19 protein-coding genes are annotated in these 17,768 nt (G+C 59.1%); 7 read left to right on the forward strand and 12 right to left on the reverse strand.

Going from position 1 to position 17,768, the window contains the following annotated elements:
* Positions 1-29 precede the first annotated feature (29 nt).
* Positions 30-194: a hypothetical protein gene (locus AC1MEW_RS29570; RefSeq protein ID WP_201201562.1), complete on the reverse strand. Its 165-nt coding sequence runs from the start codon at positions 192-194 to the stop codon at positions 30-32.
* A gap of 181 nt (positions 195-375) precedes the next feature.
* On the opposite strand from AC1MEW_RS29570, the gene AC1MEW_RS29575 reads away from it, so the two are divergent.
* Positions 376-921: a hypothetical protein gene (locus tag AC1MEW_RS29575; protein ID WP_480424562.1), complete on the forward strand. Its 546-nt coding sequence runs from the start codon at positions 376-378 to the stop codon at positions 919-921.
* Between the two features lie 248 nt (positions 922-1,169).
* On the opposite strand, the gene AC1MEW_RS29580 is transcribed toward AC1MEW_RS29575, so the two are convergent.
* Positions 1,170-2,108, reverse strand: coding sequence for an aspartyl/asparaginyl beta-hydroxylase domain-containing protein (locus tag AC1MEW_RS29580; protein WP_201255738.1), 939 nt, complete (start codon positions 2,106-2,108; stop codon positions 1,170-1,172).
* A gap of 318 nt (positions 2,109-2,426) precedes the next feature.
* The gene (cysK, locus tag AC1MEW_RS29585; RefSeq protein ID WP_201201558.1) at positions 2,427-3,401 is read right to left on the reverse strand and encodes a cysteine synthase A; all 975 of its coding nucleotides are present in this window, start codon (positions 3,399-3,401) and stop codon (positions 2,427-2,429) included.
* A 127-nt stretch (positions 3,402-3,528) separates the two neighbouring features.
* On the opposite strand from cysK, the gene AC1MEW_RS29590 reads away from it, so the two are divergent.
* Complete coding sequence (locus AC1MEW_RS29590) at positions 3,529-4,605, forward strand: DUF748 domain-containing protein (protein ID WP_201201557.1); 1,077 nt, start codon at positions 3,529-3,531, stop codon at positions 4,603-4,605.
* A 2-nt stretch (positions 4,606-4,607) separates the two neighbouring features.
* Here AC1MEW_RS29590 and AC1MEW_RS29595 read toward each other — a convergent pair whose 3' ends face one another.
* Both AC1MEW_RS29595 and AC1MEW_RS29600 read right to left on the reverse strand, forming a co-directional pair.
* Positions 4,608-5,108: a DUF2442 domain-containing protein gene (locus tag AC1MEW_RS29595; protein WP_201201555.1), complete on the reverse strand. Its 501-nt coding sequence runs from the start codon at positions 5,106-5,108 to the stop codon at positions 4,608-4,610.
* On the reverse strand, positions 5,096-5,326 hold the full coding sequence (locus AC1MEW_RS29600; protein ID WP_133839255.1) for a DUF4160 domain-containing protein: 231 nt from the start codon (positions 5,324-5,326) through the stop codon (positions 5,096-5,098). The genes AC1MEW_RS29595 and AC1MEW_RS29600 overlap by 13 nt, the downstream gene beginning before the upstream one ends.
* Positions 5,327-5,529: 203 nt before the next feature.
* On the opposite strand from AC1MEW_RS29600, the gene AC1MEW_RS29605 reads away from it, so the two are divergent.
* Positions 5,530-6,375 (forward strand): AAA family ATPase, encoded by an 846-nt coding sequence (locus AC1MEW_RS29605; RefSeq protein WP_201201554.1) that lies wholly within the window; start codon positions 5,530-5,532, stop codon positions 6,373-6,375.
* A gap of 36 nt (positions 6,376-6,411) precedes the next feature.
* On the forward strand, positions 6,412-7,590 hold the full coding sequence (locus tag AC1MEW_RS29610; RefSeq protein WP_201255739.1) for a vWA domain-containing protein: 1,179 nt from the start codon (positions 6,412-6,414) through the stop codon (positions 7,588-7,590).
* Between the two features lie 97 nt (positions 7,591-7,687).
* Here the strand turns inward: AC1MEW_RS29610 and AC1MEW_RS29615 are convergent, their stop codons facing one another.
* The 4 genes from AC1MEW_RS29615 to AC1MEW_RS29630 form a co-directional block, all read right to left on the reverse strand.
* Complete coding sequence (locus tag AC1MEW_RS29615; protein ID WP_201255740.1) at positions 7,688-8,614, reverse strand: 5-oxoprolinase subunit C family protein; 927 nt, start codon at positions 8,612-8,614, stop codon at positions 7,688-7,690.
* Complete coding sequence (locus tag AC1MEW_RS29620) at positions 8,611-9,315, reverse strand: 5-oxoprolinase subunit B family protein (RefSeq protein WP_201201549.1); 705 nt, start codon at positions 9,313-9,315, stop codon at positions 8,611-8,613. The genes AC1MEW_RS29615 and AC1MEW_RS29620 overlap by 4 nt, the downstream gene beginning before the upstream one ends.
* Positions 9,312-10,064, reverse strand: a complete 753-nt coding sequence (locus AC1MEW_RS29625) for a 5-oxoprolinase subunit PxpA (protein WP_201201547.1) — start codon at positions 10,062-10,064, stop codon at positions 9,312-9,314. Before AC1MEW_RS29625 ends, AC1MEW_RS29620 begins: the two co-directional genes overlap by 4 nt.
* Before the next feature lie 78 nt (positions 10,065-10,142).
* A complete protein-coding gene (locus tag AC1MEW_RS29630) occupies positions 10,143-11,429 on the reverse strand; it encodes an MFS transporter (RefSeq protein WP_201201545.1) in 1,287 nt (428 codons plus the stop codon).
* 147 nt (positions 11,430-11,576) lie between these two features.
* Between AC1MEW_RS29630 and AC1MEW_RS29635 the strand changes: the two genes are divergently transcribed.
* Positions 11,577-12,491: a LysR family transcriptional regulator gene (locus AC1MEW_RS29635; protein ID WP_201255741.1), complete on the forward strand. Its 915-nt coding sequence runs from the start codon at positions 11,577-11,579 to the stop codon at positions 12,489-12,491.
* 261 nt (positions 12,492-12,752) lie between these two features.
* On the opposite strand, the gene AC1MEW_RS29640 is transcribed toward AC1MEW_RS29635, so the two are convergent.
* The 3 genes from AC1MEW_RS29640 to AC1MEW_RS29650 are packed head-to-tail and all read right to left on the reverse strand — an operon-like array spanning position 12,753 to position 14,614.
* Positions 12,753-13,295, reverse strand: a complete 543-nt coding sequence (locus AC1MEW_RS29640) for a DUF2937 family protein (RefSeq protein WP_201201541.1) — start codon at positions 13,293-13,295, stop codon at positions 12,753-12,755.
* A gap of 12 nt (positions 13,296-13,307) precedes the next feature.
* On the reverse strand, positions 13,308-14,084 hold the full coding sequence (locus AC1MEW_RS29645; RefSeq protein ID WP_054049027.1) for a class II glutamine amidotransferase: 777 nt from the start codon (positions 14,082-14,084) through the stop codon (positions 13,308-13,310).
* Between the two features lie 32 nt (positions 14,085-14,116).
* Positions 14,117-14,614 (reverse strand): MFS transporter, encoded by a 498-nt coding sequence (locus AC1MEW_RS29650; RefSeq protein WP_201195182.1) that lies wholly within the window; start codon positions 14,612-14,614, stop codon positions 14,117-14,119.
* Between the two features lie 316 nt (positions 14,615-14,930).
* Here AC1MEW_RS29650 and AC1MEW_RS29655 point away from each other — a divergent pair, with 316 nt between their 5' ends.
* Together AC1MEW_RS29655 and AC1MEW_RS29660 are read left to right on the forward strand one after the other, a co-directional pair.
* Positions 14,931-16,985: a S9 family peptidase gene (locus AC1MEW_RS29655; protein ID WP_480424565.1), complete on the forward strand. Its 2,055-nt coding sequence runs from the start codon at positions 14,931-14,933 to the stop codon at positions 16,983-16,985.
* Between the two features lie 307 nt (positions 16,986-17,292).
* Positions 17,293-17,766 (forward strand): cyclic nucleotide-binding domain-containing protein, encoded by a 474-nt coding sequence (locus tag AC1MEW_RS29660; protein ID WP_201201537.1) that lies wholly within the window; start codon positions 17,293-17,295, stop codon positions 17,764-17,766.
* The last annotated feature ends 2 nt before the right edge of the window (positions 17,767-17,768 follow it).

A 17,768-nucleotide genomic window follows, 5' to 3' on the forward strand; every position in this document is an offset into this window, starting at 1 on the left:
GACGGGCATGGAACAGCAGGAAAAGCTGATCAGCCCGAAATGCCAACGCCTGGCGGTGATACGACTGCGCACACCGGCGTGCTACTGACAGGAGGGGGGTAATGGCTGATCTGCGCAGGCTGCTGAATCCCGCACGGCACGACACCAGCGTTGACCGCTGAATCGACTACCGCGTTGATGAGGGAAGCAGGCATGGGCTGATCTTTTATGAAGGCCGTGCTCGGGAGAGCAGGCGAGCACCGACTATAACCAGCCCGCGACACAGATTGCAATGACTTGGAGAAAGGGCCAGTAACGACAGGCCTGATTGAGCACCCTACCCTTCAGAGGGACAGAAAAGCCCATCGATGGGAGATAGGGAATGCACGAGATCACATGCCAAGGGAACGGACGCACATTCGGTATCAGTTGTATAAGTCGAGGGCCAGAAATCTTGCTGCTACCAGCGCTGCCCAGTTGCAACATGAACTGGAACTGGCAGGCCCAACGAGCATTGATCTATCACAGGTGCGGTTCGAAGCCATCAATGCACAGGCACTGAATGCTTGCGAGCGTTGGGAATATCCAAACTTTTCATGGGATGAGGTCATAGGATGGAAAGCGAAGGAGCCTTTGTCTCTGGATATTGCCATCTGGTTCGACGATGAACTCTGCGGACTTTTCTTCGCGAATCCGAACAACAGTCGGCAACGAATCCGTATCGTGAGATTGGAAGGGCGACAGAGGGAAGCCCTTCCCTTAAAGGGCCGTATTGCGACATTGGCAATGATGGCGATTGACCGGTACGCCCAAATCCTAGGCAGCAAGTACATTGAGGTTCAGGAGCCGCTGGAAGGTGCGATTTCTATTTATAAACGACTCGGCTTTGCATTTGATTCTGAAGGCCGTCTTGTCATTGCCGTGGAGAGTCTAGTATTGTGAAAACTGCTCAATTAATGATCAAAACCGGAGGGAATATGCGAAAAGTGATTAAAAAATCCCCCACGAAGAAACGGTCATCCGAAACAGAAAACAAGCCAATCGCTGCGGAGCTATCAGCAAATCAACGTCGTTTTTTGCAGATACTCGTTGAGGGCATCGAAGGCGAACCTAGCCTGCTCGCCGGGCGCCCATAGCGCCGGCGAAAAAAAACCGCTCCAATGAGCGGTTTTTTCATTTTGTGTCTGGTATCACCCAAACAACCAATACCCCAACAACGTCAGCACCACCACTGCCAGCACCGGCCGCAGTACGCGATAAGCCTTCGGATGGCGACGCTTCCATTTTTTGACCACCCCGCTGAACTTGTCACTGGAGTTCTTGCTCCACGCGTAAGCCCGGTTGATCCCACCAACGCGTTCGTCATCAAGATTCTGAGGAGCGGTGGCGCGGCCCAGCAGGCCACTGACCCAGCGGTTGATGCGGGTCATGATGCGGTTGCTTAGCGGCCGTTCGATGTCGCAGAACAGGATGACCCGAGTCTTTTCGGTTTCGTTCTTGACCCAGTGCACGTAGGTCTCGTCGAACATCACGTCTTCGCCATCACGCCAGGCATAGACCTGACCGTCAACGAAGATGCGGCAATCGTCGGAGTTCGGTGTCGACAGCCCCAGGTGATAACGCAGGGAACCGGCGAACGGGTCGCGGTGCGGGTTGAGGTGGCTGCCGCCCGGCAACAAGGCGAACATTGCGCCTTTGACATTGGGAATGCTGCTGACCAGCGCCACGGTTTTCGGGCACAGGGCTTCGGCCGATGGCAATGGCTTGTCGTACCATTTGAGGTAGAAACGCTTCCAGCCCTTCTTGAAGAACGAGCCGAAACCAGCGTCGTTGTTCTTTTCGGCGGCGCGAATGTAGCCCTCGTCGAACAGGTGCATCGCTTCGTCGCGAATGACTTCCCAGTTATCGCGAAGCACATCAAGTTCCGGGAACTTGCTGCGATCGAGGTAGGGTTTGGACGGAACGCCGGAGAACAGGTACATCAACGCGTTATACGGGGCAAACAGCGCCGAGTGGTTGACGAACTGACGCAGGACCGGCAATCGCGCCTTGCCGCGCAAATGCACATACAGCGTGCTGCCGAGGAACAACAGCAACAGCAACGCCTTCGCGGCAAAGGAAAAGGTCATTAACGACTCCTTGAGAATAGGCAACTGTGCGCAACGCCATTTACCCGACGTGGCAGCCGGCCATGATAACCACTACCGGCCCGGGGAAAAACCCGCCTGACTGAACATTCAGTGTTAAGGATTGCGCAACAAAGCACTTATTAACATAAGGTTCCTGAACCTCGGCTGACCTGAGTCAACCTTGACGCTTTGAAGTCAGAGTGCACTTTTTGGCGAGGGAGCTTGCTCCCGCTGGACTGCGCAGCAGTCCCTTCTTGGGATAAGGGCCACTACGCGCCCCAGCGGGAGCAAGCTCCCTCGCCACAATAGGCCCAATCCTTACTGCTGGTTCTCCGCCTCGGTAAACAGATCACTGAACAACATGCTCGACAGATAACGTTCGCCGGAGTCAGGCAGGATCACCACGATGGTCTTGCCCTGCATTTCCGGGGTTTCGGCCAGACGCACCGCAACCGCCATGGCTGCACCGCAAGAGATGCCACACAAAATCCCTTCCTCCTGCATCAGGCGCAGGGCCATGGCCTTGGATTCATCGTCGGTGACCAGTTCGACCCGATCGACGATCGACAAATCGAGGTTCTTCGGCACAAAACCGGCGCCAATGCCCTGAATCTTGTGCGGGCTCGGCTTGATCTCTTCGCCGGCCATCGCCTGGGTAATCACCGGCGACGAAACCGGCTCCACCGCCACCGAGATAATCGGTTTGCCCTGGGTATTCTTGATATACCGCGAAATACCGGTAATGGTTCCGCCCGTTCCGACGCCTGCCACCAGCACATCGACCGCGCCGTCGGTATCGTTCCAGATTTCCGGGCCGGTGGTTTTTTCGTGGATGGCCGGGTTGGCCGGGTTATCGAACTGCGATGGCATGAAGTACTTGGCCGGGTCGCTGGCGAGAATTTCCGCAGCCTTTTCGATTGCGCCCTTCATGCCCTTGGCCGGCTCGGTCAGCACCAGTTCGGCCCCGAGCGCCTTGAGTACCTTGCGGCGTTCAATACTCATGGACGCTGGCATGGTCAGCATCAACTTGTAACCACGGGCAGCAGCAACAAACGCCAGGCCGATGCCGGTATTGCCGGAAGTCGGCTCCACAATGGTCATGCCAGGCTTGAGTTTGCCGGTGCTTTCGGCGTCCCAGATCATGTTCGCGCCAATCCGGCATTTGACCGAATAACCGGGGTTGCGCCCCTCGATCTTAGCCAGGATGGTCACGCCGCGCGGCGCGATGCGATTGATCTGCACCAGCGGCGTATTGCCGATGGAATGGGCGTTGTCAGCGAAAATACGGCTCATGGCTGGGTCCTTATGCAGCGTTGGATAAGCCGTCCAAGGTATGCCTGTTGCCCGTGGTCGTCCAGTCAGGTCGAACGTCCGCTGGCGGTAGCAGTCAATGACTTTATACTGCCAAGGAATTGCCACCATGAAGCGTCGATACAGTTGGCCTCTGTGGACCCTCGCTGGCCTCGTTGTGCTGCTGATTGCCGTGCACATCGCCCTGCCCTACATGGTGCGCGATTACCTCAACGACAAACTGGCCGACATGGGCGACTACCGTGGCCAGATCACTGACGTGGACCTGGCCCTGTGGCGCGGCGCCTACAAAATCAACGGACTGAAGATCGTCAAGGTCGATGGCAAAGTCCCGGTGCCGTTCGTCAATGCACCGCTGATCGACCTCGCTGTCAGTTGGCATTCGCTCTGGTACGACCATGCCGTGGTGGCCAAGGTGCAGTTCATCAAACCCGAGCTGAACTTCGTCGACGGTGGCACTAATAAACAGAACTCCCAGACCGGTCGCGGCACGGACTGGCGCGCTCAACTGAGCAAACTGCTGCCTATCACCCTGAACGAAGTGCGGATCAACGACGGGAAAATCAGTTTTCGAAACTTTAGCTCTACCCCGCCGGTAAACATGAACGCCACCCAGGTCAACGCCAGCATTTATAACCTGACCAACGTCGTCGACACCAAAGGCAAGCGCGACGCCCGTTTCGAGGGCAAGGCGCTGCTGTTGGGCCAGGCCCCGCTGGAAGCCACCGCCACCTTCGATCCGCTGAGCAACTTCGAAGACTTCGAATTTCGACTGCGAGTCAAGAACATCGAGCTCAAACGCATGAACGACTTCGCCTCGGCCTACGGCAAATTCGACTTCAACGCCGGCCATGGCGACGTGGTGATCGAAGCCGAAGCCAATAAGGGCCAGCTCAAGGGCTACATCAAGCCACTGCTGCGCGACGTCGAAGTGTTCAATTGGCAACAAGATGTCGAGAACAAGAACAAAAGCTTTTTTCGCTCGGTCTGGGAAGCCATCGTCGGTGGCACCGAAACTGTGCTGAAGAACCAGCGCAAGAACCAGTTCGCGACCAAGGTCGAACTCAGCGGCAACGTACACCAGCAAGATATCAGCGCGTTCCAGGCGTTTTTGCAGATTTTGCGCAATGGTTTCATCCAGGCGTTCAATGCCCGGTATGAACAGCCCAAGCCGGATGCGGGTTAGGGTTAGGGTTTACGCGTGACGGTGTAGCGACCCGTTTCCTCGGCCGCCTCCAATGCTGAACATTGCTGCAAGGAATCCCAGCCCAGACAGGCCAGGGCTAATGACCTGGGTACCGCTTCGCGTCCGCTGCTGTAGCGGCTGATACTGCGGGCACTGACGCCCAGTGCTTCAGCGGCCTGATTCAACGGCAACCCGGTGCGGGCGCGCCAGTTGATGAAGATCCGGGTGTTTTCGTCGGTAGCGTTTTGCGCAAGAGCATCAAGGTACAAAGAGTCTGCACCAATCTGAATATCCGGCTCGGGCCACTCCACCGTCCAGCCATCATCGCCGAGGGATGCGCCTTCAAAGACATGATCCGCAAGCAACGGCTGCAACCCCGGATAAGCGTGCAAATCCGCACTCAAATCCAGTGTCAGCTGTTGACCGTCAATAAACGTCAGCGCCAGACGATAATCCGGCAAAGCCCTGACAGCGTTCAGCCGTGGGCGCTTCATGGGTAACATCGTTTCCAGTCCTCCAACAATTGCACCTGATGGGCTCCCACCCATTCCAATGCTTCCCTGATAATCAACGGCGGCGCCCTTCCTGCCATGACTTCGACGGTTTCCAGGCTGAGCATCACGTCCAACCCGCCACCGGTCAGGTGAACGTGGGGCGGTGGATGATCCTTCTCGCGCAACTGAATGCGGTACTTATCGCGAAATCGGTATTTAGTAGACATGCCGCGAAGGCTATCGCCAAATCGGCGATACCTGAATGCTGGCCTTGCGCCGAGACTGAGTCAAGATGTGACGCCCCATTCAGAGACTGAATAACCCGTCTGCGTTCACAGTCGACCGGGCAGCGCGTTATAGTCGGGGGACTACACTTATTGCGCCCCGCCCTGCCCCGTTCAGGTCGGCGTTACCGTTCGAGGATTAGCAGATGAAGTTCGAAGGCACCCAGGCCTACGTCGCCACCGATGACCTGAAGCTGGCGGTCAACGCCGCTATCACCCTGGAGCGTCCGCTGCTGGTCAAGGGCGAGCCGGGCACCGGCAAGACCATGCTCGCCGAGCAACTGGCCGAGTCCTTTGGCGCCAAGTTGATTACCTGGCACATCAAGTCCACAACCAAGGCGCATCAGGGCCTGTACGAGTACGACGCGGTCAGCCGTCTGCGTGACTCGCAACTGGGCACCGAAAAGGTCCACGACGTTCGCAACTACCTGAAAAAGGGCAAGCTGTGGGAAGCCTTCGAGTCCGAAGAACGGGTGATCCTGCTGATCGACGAAATTGACAAGGCTGACATCGAGTTCCCGAACGACCTGCTGCAAGAACTCGACAAGATGGAGTTCTACGTTTACGAGATCGACGAGACGATCAAGGCCAAGATTCGCCCGATCATCATCATTACCTCCAACAACGAGAAAGAGCTGCCGGACGCATTCCTGCGCCGCTGCTTCTTCCACTACATCGCCTTCCCGGACCGCGTGACGATGCAGCGGATCGTCGATGTGCACTACCCGAACATCAAGAAAGACCTGGTCAGCGAAGCGCTGGACGTGTTCTTCGACGTGCGCAAAGTGCCGGGCCTGAAGAAGAAGCCGTCGACCTCCGAACTGGTGGACTGGCTCAAACTGCTGATGGCCGACAACATCGGCGAAGCAGTGCTGCGCGAACGTGATCCGACCAAGGCTATCCCGCCGCTGGCCGGTGCGCTGGTGAAGAACGAACAGGACGTGCAATTGCTTGAGCGCCTGGCGTTCATGAGCCGTCGCGGCTCTCGCTAAGTATCGCTTTTTTTAACAAAAGCGGAGGCGATCGCCATGCTGCTCAACCTGTTCAATGAAATGCGCGCCGCCAAGGTGCCGGTCTCGGTGCGCGAGCTGCTGGACCTGATCAACGCGCTGAAACAACGCGTGGTCTTCGCCGACATGGACGAGTTTTATTACTTGTCCCGGACGATTCTGGTGAAGGACGAAAAGCATTTCGACAAATTCGACCGGGCTTTCGGCGCCTACTTCAATGGCCTGGAAAAACTCGACGACCACCTTCAGGCATTGATTCCGGAAGACTGGCTGCGCAAGGAATTCGAGCGTTCCCTGAGCGATGAAGAACGGGCGCAGATCCAGTCCCTCGGCGGCCTCGACAAGTTGATCGAAGAGTTTAAGAAACGCCTCGAAGAACAGAAAGAACGCCATGCCGGCGGCAACAAATGGATCGGCACCGGCGGCACCAGCCCGTTCGGCTCCGGCGGCTTTAACCCGGAAGGTATTCGGGTCGGCGATGCCGGCAAGCGTCAGGGCAAAGCGGTCAAGGTCTGGGATCAGCGCGAGTACAAGAACCTCGACGACTCGGTGGAACTGGGCACGCGCAACATCAAGGTTGCCCTGCGCCGGCTGCGCAAATTTGCCCGTCAGGGTGCGGCCGAAGAACTGGACATCGACGGCACCATCGACCACACCGCCCGCGATGCCGGGCTGCTGAACATTCAGATGCGGCCGGAGCGGCGCAACACCGTCAAGCTGTTGCTGCTGTTCGACATCGGCGGCTCGATGGACGCCCACGTGAAGATTTGCGAAGAGCTGTTCTCGGCCTGCAAGACCGAGTTCAAGCACCTGGAGTACTTCTACTTCCACAACTTCCTTTATGAGTCGGTGTGGAAGAACAACATGCGCCGCACCTCCGAGCGTTTCTCGACTCAGGATCTGCTGCACAAATACGGCGCCGATTACAAAGTGATCTTCATCGGCGACGCCGCCATGGCGCCCTATGAAATCACCCAGGCTGGCGGCAGCGTGGAGCACTGGAACGAAGAGGCGGGTTATGTGTGGATGCAGCGCTTCATGGCGAAGTACAAGAAGCTCATCTGGATCAACCCGTACCCGAAAGACACTTGGGGCTACACCTCGTCGACCAACATCGTGCGCGATTTGATCGAAGACCAGATGTATCCGCTGACCTTGCGCGGGTTGGAGGAAGGGATGCGGTTTTTGTCCAAGTAGAGATGATTGTTGTCCGGGATGACACCATCGCGGGCAAGCCTCGTTCCTACAGGGTTAACACCGAAACCTGTAGGAGCGAGGCTTGCCCGCGAAGCTTTTAGCGATTCACAAACTGACGCAAATACCCGACCTGCTCCCGATGCGCCACGTCCTGCACCACCGGCCGCAACCGTACCTTCGCCCCGGGCAAACACTGCGCCAGCCGCGCCAGGGCCAACGGCGTCAATGCGCCTAATCTCGGATAGCCGCCAATGGTCTGTCGATCATTGAGCAACACAATCGGCTGTCCGTCCGGTGGCACCTGCACTGCGCCCAGCGGGATGCCTTCGGAAATCATCGGTTTGCCCTGGTACTGCAACGGCGTGCCCAGCAGGCGAATGCCCATGCGGTCGGCACGACTGTCGAGGGTCCAAGTGCTGTTGAACGCATCAAACAGGCTTTGCCCGCTGAACGCGCCGATCTGCGCGCCGAGCACCAGGTCCAGCGGTGCATCGAGTTTGAAATCAGGGATGTGTTCGCGCGGCAGCTCCCGCAGCAAGATCAAGTCACTGCCCGAATAGCTCAGCTGTGCTTCTTTGGCCAAAGGCCGGCCCATGCCATCCAGCCCGCCGAGTTCCTCACGGATCACCGTCGCGCTGCTGCCCAACACCTTCGGCGCGTCGAAACCACCCGGTGCTGCCAGATAAGCCCGCGCTCCGAGCAGCGGCTGGGTGAACTGCAAGCGCTGACCTTTGTGCAGCCGAAAACTGCGCCACGGCGCCAACGCCTCGCCATTCACCTGCGCGCCCAGATCCGCGCCCGCCAGCGCCAGCACACAATCTTCCTCGGCCAGCACGCTGAACCCGCCAAGGGTGATTTCCACCACAGGCGCATCCAACCCGTTGCCCAACAGCCAATTCGCCCATGACATCGAGCGCCAGTCCAGCCCGCCGCCCTGGGTCACACCCAAGTGCCGCACGCCAAAACGGCCAGCGTCCTGCAACAGGCACAGCGGCGTACTCGCTTCAATCCTCAGACGGCTCATGCCTGGGCCTCCAGTGGCGTATCGTCACCGCCCAGGTTGATGAACTCGGCATGACTGACGGCTTCGAACCGCACCGTGTCGCCGGGTTGCATCAGGCTATAGCCGTCACGTTCGCGGTCGAACAGTTTGGCCGGGGTACGGCCGATCAGGTTCCAGCCTCCGGGCGACACCACCGGATAAGCGGCGGTTTGCCGCTCGGCAATTCCCACGCTACCCGCTGCGACTTTCTTACGCGGGGTGTTCAGACGCGGCGCGGCGAGGATTTCCTCTACTAAACCCATGAAGGCGAAACCTGGTGCGAAGCCCAGCGCGAACACCTGATATTCGCGATCGCTGTGGCGGCGGATTACGTCGTCCACCGCCAACCCGCTGCGTTGGGACAACAGGCTCAATTCGGGGCCGACGCTCAAGTCATACCAGACCGGCAGCACATGGCATTTGCCGCTGGTACTGGCATTGGGCGATAGATCGATCAACGCTTGCGCGATCAATTCCCGCGCCTGAACCGGGCTCAATGCAGTCAGGTCGTAATGCACCATCAACGTCGTGTAGGACGGCACAAGGTCGATCAAATGCCCGGCAAACGCTGCGCGCAGCCCTTCGCTGGCCGCGAGCATCCACGGCATGTTCGCTTCGGCGATTTCATCGAACAGGCGCACCATCAGGCAGTCCAGCGCGACTACTTCAACCCGTGGTTTCATGACGCACTCTGCTGATTCAAGGCCTCACGAATACGCTGCACGGCGGCCACAGAACTGGCGTTGTCGCCGTGGACGCACAAGGTGTTGGCCTGCAAGTGCAAAGCGCTGCCATCGCTGGCCGTGAGGTTGGCGCCACGGGCAATGATTAGCGCCTGCTCAATGATTTTCTCGGGATCGTGATGCACCGCGCCCGGCAATTGTCGCGAAACCAACATGCCGGCGCTGTCGTAGGCGCGGTCGGCGAAGGCTTCGAACCACAGCGTCACGCCGTATTCGTCGCCCAATTGTTGCGCGGCACTGTTGTCGCGGGTGGCCATCAGCATCAACGGCAACGTGCGATCGTAGGCGGCCACAGCCTGGATCACCGCACGCAATTGCGCCGGATTGGCCATCATGTCGTTGTACATCGCGCCGTGGGGTTTGACGTAACTCACCCGCCCGCCCTGAGCCCGACAGATGCCGTCGAGGGCGCCGATCTGGTAATGCAGGATGTCCTGAAGTTCCTGGGCGGTGTAGGCCATGGAACGTCGACCGAACCCGACCAGGTCCTGATAGGCCGGGTGCGCTCCAATCTTCACGCCGCGGCTCAGGGCCAGGCTGACGGTCTTGCGCATGATGCTCGGGTCGCCGGCATGGAAGCCGCAGGCGATGTTGGCACAATCAATGAAGGGCATGACCTCGGCGTCCAGACCCATGGTCCAGTTGCCGAAACTCTCGCCGATGTCGCAGTTCAATAGCAGGCGGCTCACGGTGAACACTCCTGTAGGCATATTCTTTTTTTACTGTCGGGCAGATGCCCGGCAGATTATCAGTTGCTGATTATTAAGCTATTGGGCGTCGAGTTGCTTGCCACGAGTTTCCGGCAGGCTCAAGGCTGCGAGGATCACCACGCCGTAGGACACCGCCGCAAACGCCCCGATGCCAACGCTTAACGGCACCGTCTGGCTGAGCAAACCGATCAACAGCGGAAACAACGCCGCCAACGCACGACCGATGTTGTAGCAAAAACCCTGGCCCGAGCCGCGAATTCGCGTGGGAAACAACTCGGTCAAAAACGCGCCCATGCCACTGAAAATCCCCGAGGCAAAGAAGCCCAGCGGGAAGCCCAGCCACAGCATCACGCCGTTGCTGACGTGTAATTGGGTGTAGAGCAACACGATGGTGAACGAGCCGACGGCGAACAGAATGAAGTTCTTCTTGCGGCCGAGGATGTCAGTCAAATACGCGCTGATGACATAACCGACGTAGGAACCGACGATCACCATCGCCAGATAACCGCCCGTGCCGAGTACGCTCAACCCCCGTTCGTTCTTCAGAAAAGTTGGCAACCAAGAGGTAATCGCGTAGTAACCGCCCAGTGCGCCAGTGGTCAGCACCGAAGCGCGAATCGTGGTGAAGAGGATGCCGGGAGCGAAGATCTCGTAGAATTTTGCCGGGTTGCTTGGTTCTTGCTTGGCTTTGGCTTCGCGGTAAATCTCCGGGTCCTTGACCAGTCGACGGACGAAAATCACAAAAATCGCCGGGACGATGCCAAGGATAAACAGTGCGCGCCAAGCGTCTTCCGGCGGCAACACCGAGAACAGCAGCGCATACAGAATCGCCGTCAATCCCCAGCCCAACGCCCAGCCCGATTGCACCATGCCCACGGCTTTGCCACGGTCCTTGGCGCGAATCACTTCGCCCATCAGCACAGCCCCGGCGGTCCATTCACCACCGAAACCGAAACCCATCAAGGTGCGGCTGATCAGCAGTTGTTCGTAGTTCTGGGCGAAGCCGCAGAGGAAGGTGAAGAAGGCGAACCACAGCACGGTCAGCTGCAACGTGCGCACGCGGCCGATGCGGTCGGAGAGAATCCCCGCCACCCAGCCGCCGATGGCCGAAGCGATCAGGGTGCTGGTGTGAATGAGTCCGGCCTGCCCGGTGGTGATGCCCCACATGGCAATCAGGGTCGGCACCACGAAGCTGAGCATCTGGGTGTCCATGCCGTCCAGGCCATAGCCGATCTTGCAGCTCCAGAAGGTCCGGCGCTCCTGTTTGTTGATGTTGCGATACCAGTCGAACGGTCCCGGGCGAGTCGTGGCCTTGGGGAGGTCGAGGGTGTCGGGCGCACTCATGGCAAATCTCCGTGCAAATTTTATTGGTATTGTTCGAAGCCCCGACGACGCCTATCGTGGGAACCGGATGCGCCGATTTTTGGGCGCCCGGCCCTGCGGCGTCCAACTAATAAAAACCCGCTCCAGACATAAGAAAAAGTTGATTACATGAACCTGAAGTTCCTAGAGACCTTTGTCTGGGTCGCCCGACTCAAGAGTTTTCGCCTGACTGCGGACAAGCTCTTCACCACCCAGGCGTCGATTTCCAGCCGCATCGCCGTGCTCGAAAGTGAGCTGGGGGTGAAGCTGTTCCTGCGCGATTCCCGGGGTGTAAGCCTGACGCCGGAAGGTTTGAAAGTGCTCGAATACGCCGAGCAGATGATGGACACCATGCAGGCGCTAAAGCAGTCGATCGAGACCCGTTCGAGCAAGGTCGGAAGGATTCGGATCGGTGTGATGGACACGGTGATTCACACCTGGCTGAGCCCGTTGGTGGCGCAGATGATGGATCACTATCCGCTGGTGGAAATCGAGCTGGTGGCCGATACCTCGCTCAACCTCTGCGATCAGCTGCAAAAAGGCTTTCTCGATCTGATCCTGCAAACCGACCTGTTACGTCAGGAAAGCGTGCGCAGCCTGGAACTGGCCAGCCACCCGATGGGCTGGATCGTCGCCAGTAACTCCATCTACAACCGTGAGTATTCAGGCGTGGCGGATCTGGCGCGGGAGCGGATCATTACCTACTCGAAAAACTCGCATCCGCATCAGGATATTTTGGCGTTGATGCAGGCCAACGGCGTGATGGCGCCACGATTGAACTGCGTGAATTCGGTGTCGGCGATTACCCGGTTGTTGCGCGACGGCTTCGGGATTGGCGCGCTGCCGCCGGTGTTGGTGGCCGAGGAACTGGCGCGCGGGGAGTTGACCTTGCTGGCTATCGATCAACGGCCACCGAATTTGCAGGTGGTGGTGTCGTGGCGGGTCGGGGTGGAATGGGTCGAGGAGATTGTGGCGTTGTGTCAGCTGGTGCTGGAGGGGTATGCGCGCAAGGTGGGTGAGGGTTACATCATTCTTGCTGACTAACCACACCCTGTGGCGAGGGAGCTTGCTCCCGCTCGGCTGCGAAGCCGTCGTATAACCCGACAAACGCGGTTTATCTGAAACACCAGGGTGACTGGTTTTGGGGCTGCTTCGCAGCCCAGCGGGAGCAAGCTCCCTCGCCACAAAAGCCCTGTTCTCGGCAAACTTCGGCTGGCTAAAATCAAAAGATCGCAGCCTTCGGCAGCTCCTACAGAGATTGGAGTAGGAGCTGCCGGAGGCTGCGATCTTTTGATCTTTTTGTTCTTACAACCCACGCACATCCCGATCTTCAATCGGCCGGCTCTGGCGCAGGCGTTTGCCGCCGAGCACCACCCAGTCGATCAACCGGAACAGGCATTCAATGCCGAATGACAACAGCAACGCGCCACTCATGCCCCAGATCATCGCTTCCGGGGTCAGCAGGATCTGGTAGCTGTAGCCGTTCCAGGTTTCCTTGCGAATATCCGGGTCGGCGGCCAGCGCCACTTGCAGGACGCGGATGTACCACGGACCTTGCATGGCCTGGAACTGTTTATCCAGGGCCAACTGCCGGGTGAGCAAGGTGCTCAAGCTGTCGGCATCGCTGCGAAAGATCGGGTCTTCGCTTTCGCGGTAGTGGGCGACCAAGGCCTGCATATCGCCCTTGAAGAACTGATTGGCGGTGCCCTGGAAACCACTCAAACCGGTCTGCGCTTCAATCAGATGCGCTTCGACCCGTTTCGCGTAGTCGCTGATGAAGCCCGGCACCTGGACACCGATCAACAGGCCCGCCGCAAACAACACCAGCCGTAGATAACTGAGCAACATTGAGGTGAGTCCTTATTCGGTCTTGCCCTGGCTGACGCATTCACCGCGTCGCCAGAGGCTCCATTGGCCCGGTTCGTAGCGGGTCCAGGTTTCGTTTTCGGTCAACGGTTCGGTGGCGATCACCGTGACCACGTCGTTAGGCGTGGTTTCGGCCTGGAAGTCGACGATCACATCGACATCCTTCAGGCGCGCCGGGCCGAACGGGGCGCGGCGGGTGATCTGCGCCAGTTTGGTCGAGCAATAGCAGAACAGCCAGTCGCCGTCGCTGAGCAGGCAGTTGAACACGCCTTTGCTGCGGTACTCGGCGCAGGCGGCCACCAGGTCTGGCAGCAGTTCTTCGATCTCGACCGGTTCAGGGAACGCTGCCCGCACCCGGTTGAGCAAGTCGCAGAACGCCGCTTCGCTGTCGGTATCACCGACGGGGCGGTAAAAACTCTTGATTGGCTCAAAGTCCGCGAGCTGGCCGTTGTGAGCGAAACACCAGTTACGCCCCCACAACTCGCGCACAAACGGGTGGGTGTTGGACAGGCAGACCTTGCCGACGTTGGCCTGGCGGATGTGCCCGATCACCACTTCGCTCTTGATCGGGTAGCGCTGCACCAGGTTCGCTACTTCGGACTCGCAGCTTGCCGCCGGGTCCTGGAACAAGCGCAGGCCGCGGCCTTCATAGAAAGCGATGCCCCAGCCGTCACGGTGCGGCCCGGTACGCCCGCCGCGCTGCATCAGCCCGGTGAAGCTGAACACGATATCGGTCGGGACATTGGCGCTCATGCCCAATAACTCACACATGCTCGGACTCTCGCTTCAATGCAGGGGCAAGGTTACAAACGCGGTTCGATGCGCGAACGCTGGGGGTTGTTCGGGACCGGTGGACGGCCGTAGCGATCATCGCCGGCAACGCCGAACGGTTGATCGTTATCGCGTTCCTCAGCCTTGATCGCCGCCTTCGCCGCAGCAGCCTGTTCTTTGCGGGCGTTGGACGCGCGCTCGATCGGCCAGCGGATCAGTACGAAAATCAGGTACAGGCCAAACGCGATCATGCCGTACATGAACAGATCGGAAATTGCCCGCCAGGCGTTGTTGCCCACCTTGAACGCCAGGTCCAGGGCGGTAATGGCGATGGCCGGGGCGACTTTTTCCTTCACCGGGTCGATGATGGTCGGGCTGAACAGCAACACCGCCACGAGCAGCCGCAGTGGCTCGCGCAGGTAGCGCCACATCCAGCGGGTCAAGCGCATCCACACCAACAGGCAGCCTAAAGCGGCAAAGGCGTAGAGGCCCCAAGCGATCAGATAGTCGTTCTCGGTCATGGTGTCCATGGCAAGGCAGGCAAAGAGGCGCTTATAGTAACGACTTTTCGCCCGTCAGGCTTGTCCCAATGCCAGTCGGTCAGACATGGAACCCGTGGGAGCGAGCTTGTGGCGAGGGGGCTTGCCCCCGTTCGGCTGCGAAGCAGTCGTAAACCAAGCACCGCGTTCTTGAATAAAGATTGCGGTGTCTGGTTTTAGGGCCGCTTCGCGACCCAACGGGGGCAAGCCCCCTCGCCACAGGCTCGCTCCCACAGGTTCAGCAACGGCGTCAAGATTGCCTACCGTCTGCGAAGCCCCTATTCCGTACATTGTCCGAGAGCCCTTCATGCCCTTATCCGTCAACGTCACCAGCGCCCCGATTGCCCGCAAGGCTGAAGGTTCTGACCCGTATGCCTGGCTCCAGGAGCGCGACACCGACGCGGTGCTCGATTACCTGAAGGCTGAAAACAGCTATCAAGAATCGCAAACCGCTGATCAGGCCGGGCTGCGCGAAACCCTGTTCGAAGAGATCAAGGGCCGGATTCTCGAAACCGACCTGTCCCTGCCTTCGCCGTGGGGGCCGTACCTGTATTACACCCGCACCACGGCCGGCGACGAATACGCCCGCCATTACCGCTGCCCGCGCCCGGCCGATGACAGCCTGCTCATCGATGAAAACCAGGAACAATTGCTGCTGGACCCGAACGTACTGGCCAATGGCGGCTTCTTCTCCCTCGGCTCGTTCAGCATCAGCCCGGACCACCAGCGTCTGGCCTACAGCCTCGACGCCACCGGCGATGAGATTTACACGCTGTTCGTGAAGGAGTTATCCAACGGCAAGGTCAGCGAACTGGAATTCGAGGACTGCGACGGCAGCATGACCTGGGCCAACGACAGCCTGACGCTGTTTTTCGGCGAACTGGATGACACCCATCGCCCGCACAAGCTGATGCGCTATCGACTGGACGGCACGGCCGCCGAAGAAGTGTTTCATGAGCCGGACGGCCGATTTTTCCTGCATTGCTACCGTTCCAGTTCTGAACAGCAATTGCTGCTGTCCCTGGGCAGCAAGACCACCAGTGAAGTCTGGGTGCTCGATGCGTTCCAGCCGCAGCAGGCTTTTACCTGCCTGGCGCCACGGGTTGAGGACCACGAATACGACGTCGACCACGGCGCGCTCGATGGCCAATGGACCTGGTTTATTCGCACCAACCGCGACGGCATCAACTTCGCCCTGTACACCGCCCTCGATACCGGCGTCGCGCCGACCGAGGCGGACTGGCAGAACCTGATTCCCCACAGCGACAGCGTGATGCTCGAAGGCCTGAGCCTGAACGTCGAAGCCGTGACCCTGAGCCTGCGCGAGGGTGGCTTGCCGATCATCGAGGTTCGCCCGCAAGGCTTGGCGCCTTATCGCGTGCAATTGCCGGACGCAGCCTACAGCCTGCATGTGCAGAACAGCCTGGAATTCGTCAGCGACAAGATTCGTCTGCGTTACGAGGCGTTGAACCGTCCGGCGCAGGTTCGTCAGTTGGACTTGGCCACTGGCGAGCAGAAAGTCCTGAAGGAAACTCCGGTGCTCGGCCCGTTCGACGCCGACGCCTACGTCAGCCAACGCCTGTGGGCCACCGCGCCGGACGGCACGCAAGTGCCGATCAGCCTTGTAGTCAAACGCGAAGCGCTCGGTAAACCGACACCGCTGTATCTCTATGGGTACGGCGCTTACGGCGAAAGCCTCGACCCGTGGTTTTCCCATGCCCGTTTGAGTCTGCTGGATCGCGGCGTGGCGTTTGCCATCGCTCACGTGCGTGGCGGCGGTGAGCTGGGCGAAGCCTGGTACCGCGCCGGCAAGCAGGAACACAAGCACAACACCTTCAGCGACTTCATCGCCTGCGCCGAGCATTTGATCGCCAACGGTTTCACCACGCCACAGCAGTTGGCGATCAGCGGTGGCAGTGCCGGTGGATTGCTGATCGGCGCGGTACTCAATCAGCGTCCGGAGTTGTTTGCGGCGGCGATTGCCGAGGTGCCGTTCGTCGACGTACTGAACACCATGCTCGACCCGGATTTACCACTGACCGTCACCGAATACGACGAATGGGGCAATCCGGAAGAGCCAGACGTCTATGATCGGATCAAGGCCTACGCCCCGTACGAAAACGTCACCGCCCAGGCGTATCCGGCGACCCTGGTGATCGCCGGCTACAACGACAGTCGCGTGCAGTATTGGGAAGCGGCCAAGTGGGTGGCGAAATTGCGCGCGACCAAAACCGACAACAATCCCCTGCTGCTCAAGACCGAACTGGGCGCCGGGCATGGTGGAATGAGCGGTCGATATCAGGGATTACGTGACGTAGCCCTCGAATACGCATTTGTTTTCAAGGTTTTGGGCATCGCCTGAGGAACTTGGCCCGGGGTTCCGGTCTTAAGACCAGAACGCCGGGCCTTTGCCACACACATCCCCTTGTGGGAACCGGGCTTTTGTGGCGAGGGGGCTTGTCCCCGTTGGGTCGCGAAGCGGCCCCAAAACCTGCAACCGCAATGCATCAGACACACCGCATGCGCTGGTTTTACGACTGCTTCGCAGCCGAACGGGACGATGCGGCGTTCCGACAAGCCCCCTCGCCACAAAGTCCGCTACCACAAGGGGTTTGCAGCGAGCCCAAGCCCGAACCCGCAACACACCACAAGAAAAAGACCGTGACGACATGTCAGAACCGACCTTACTGAACAACGAAATTCGCGACTGGCTGATGGACTGCGGCCTGTTCGATCAACTGCTGCCAGCCGACTTCGCCGCCGCTTCCGGCTATTTCAGCATCAGCACCATCGCCCAGGGCAAAGAGATCTTCCACGAGGGCGATGCCGGCAGTTTCATGTGCATCATCCACACCGGCCAGGTGTCGGTGCAAAAGACCAACGGCGACGGGCAAACGGTGATCATGGCCACCCTGCGCAGCGGTCGGGCGTTCGGCGAGATGGCCGTGCTCGATGGCGAGCGGCGCTCGGCCAGTTGCGTCGCAGCGAGCAATTGTCAGTTGCTCAACCTGGGCAAGGACTCGCTGGAAAAAATGCTCAACGATGCGCCAAAGATCGCGGCGAAAATCATCCGCGCCCTCGCCGTCTCCCTTTCCAAACGCCTGCGCATGGCGGATGGGCAACTGCTGTCACAGCAAGTGTAAGT

This window comes from Pseudomonas sp. ASL4, from assembly GCF_056680395.1.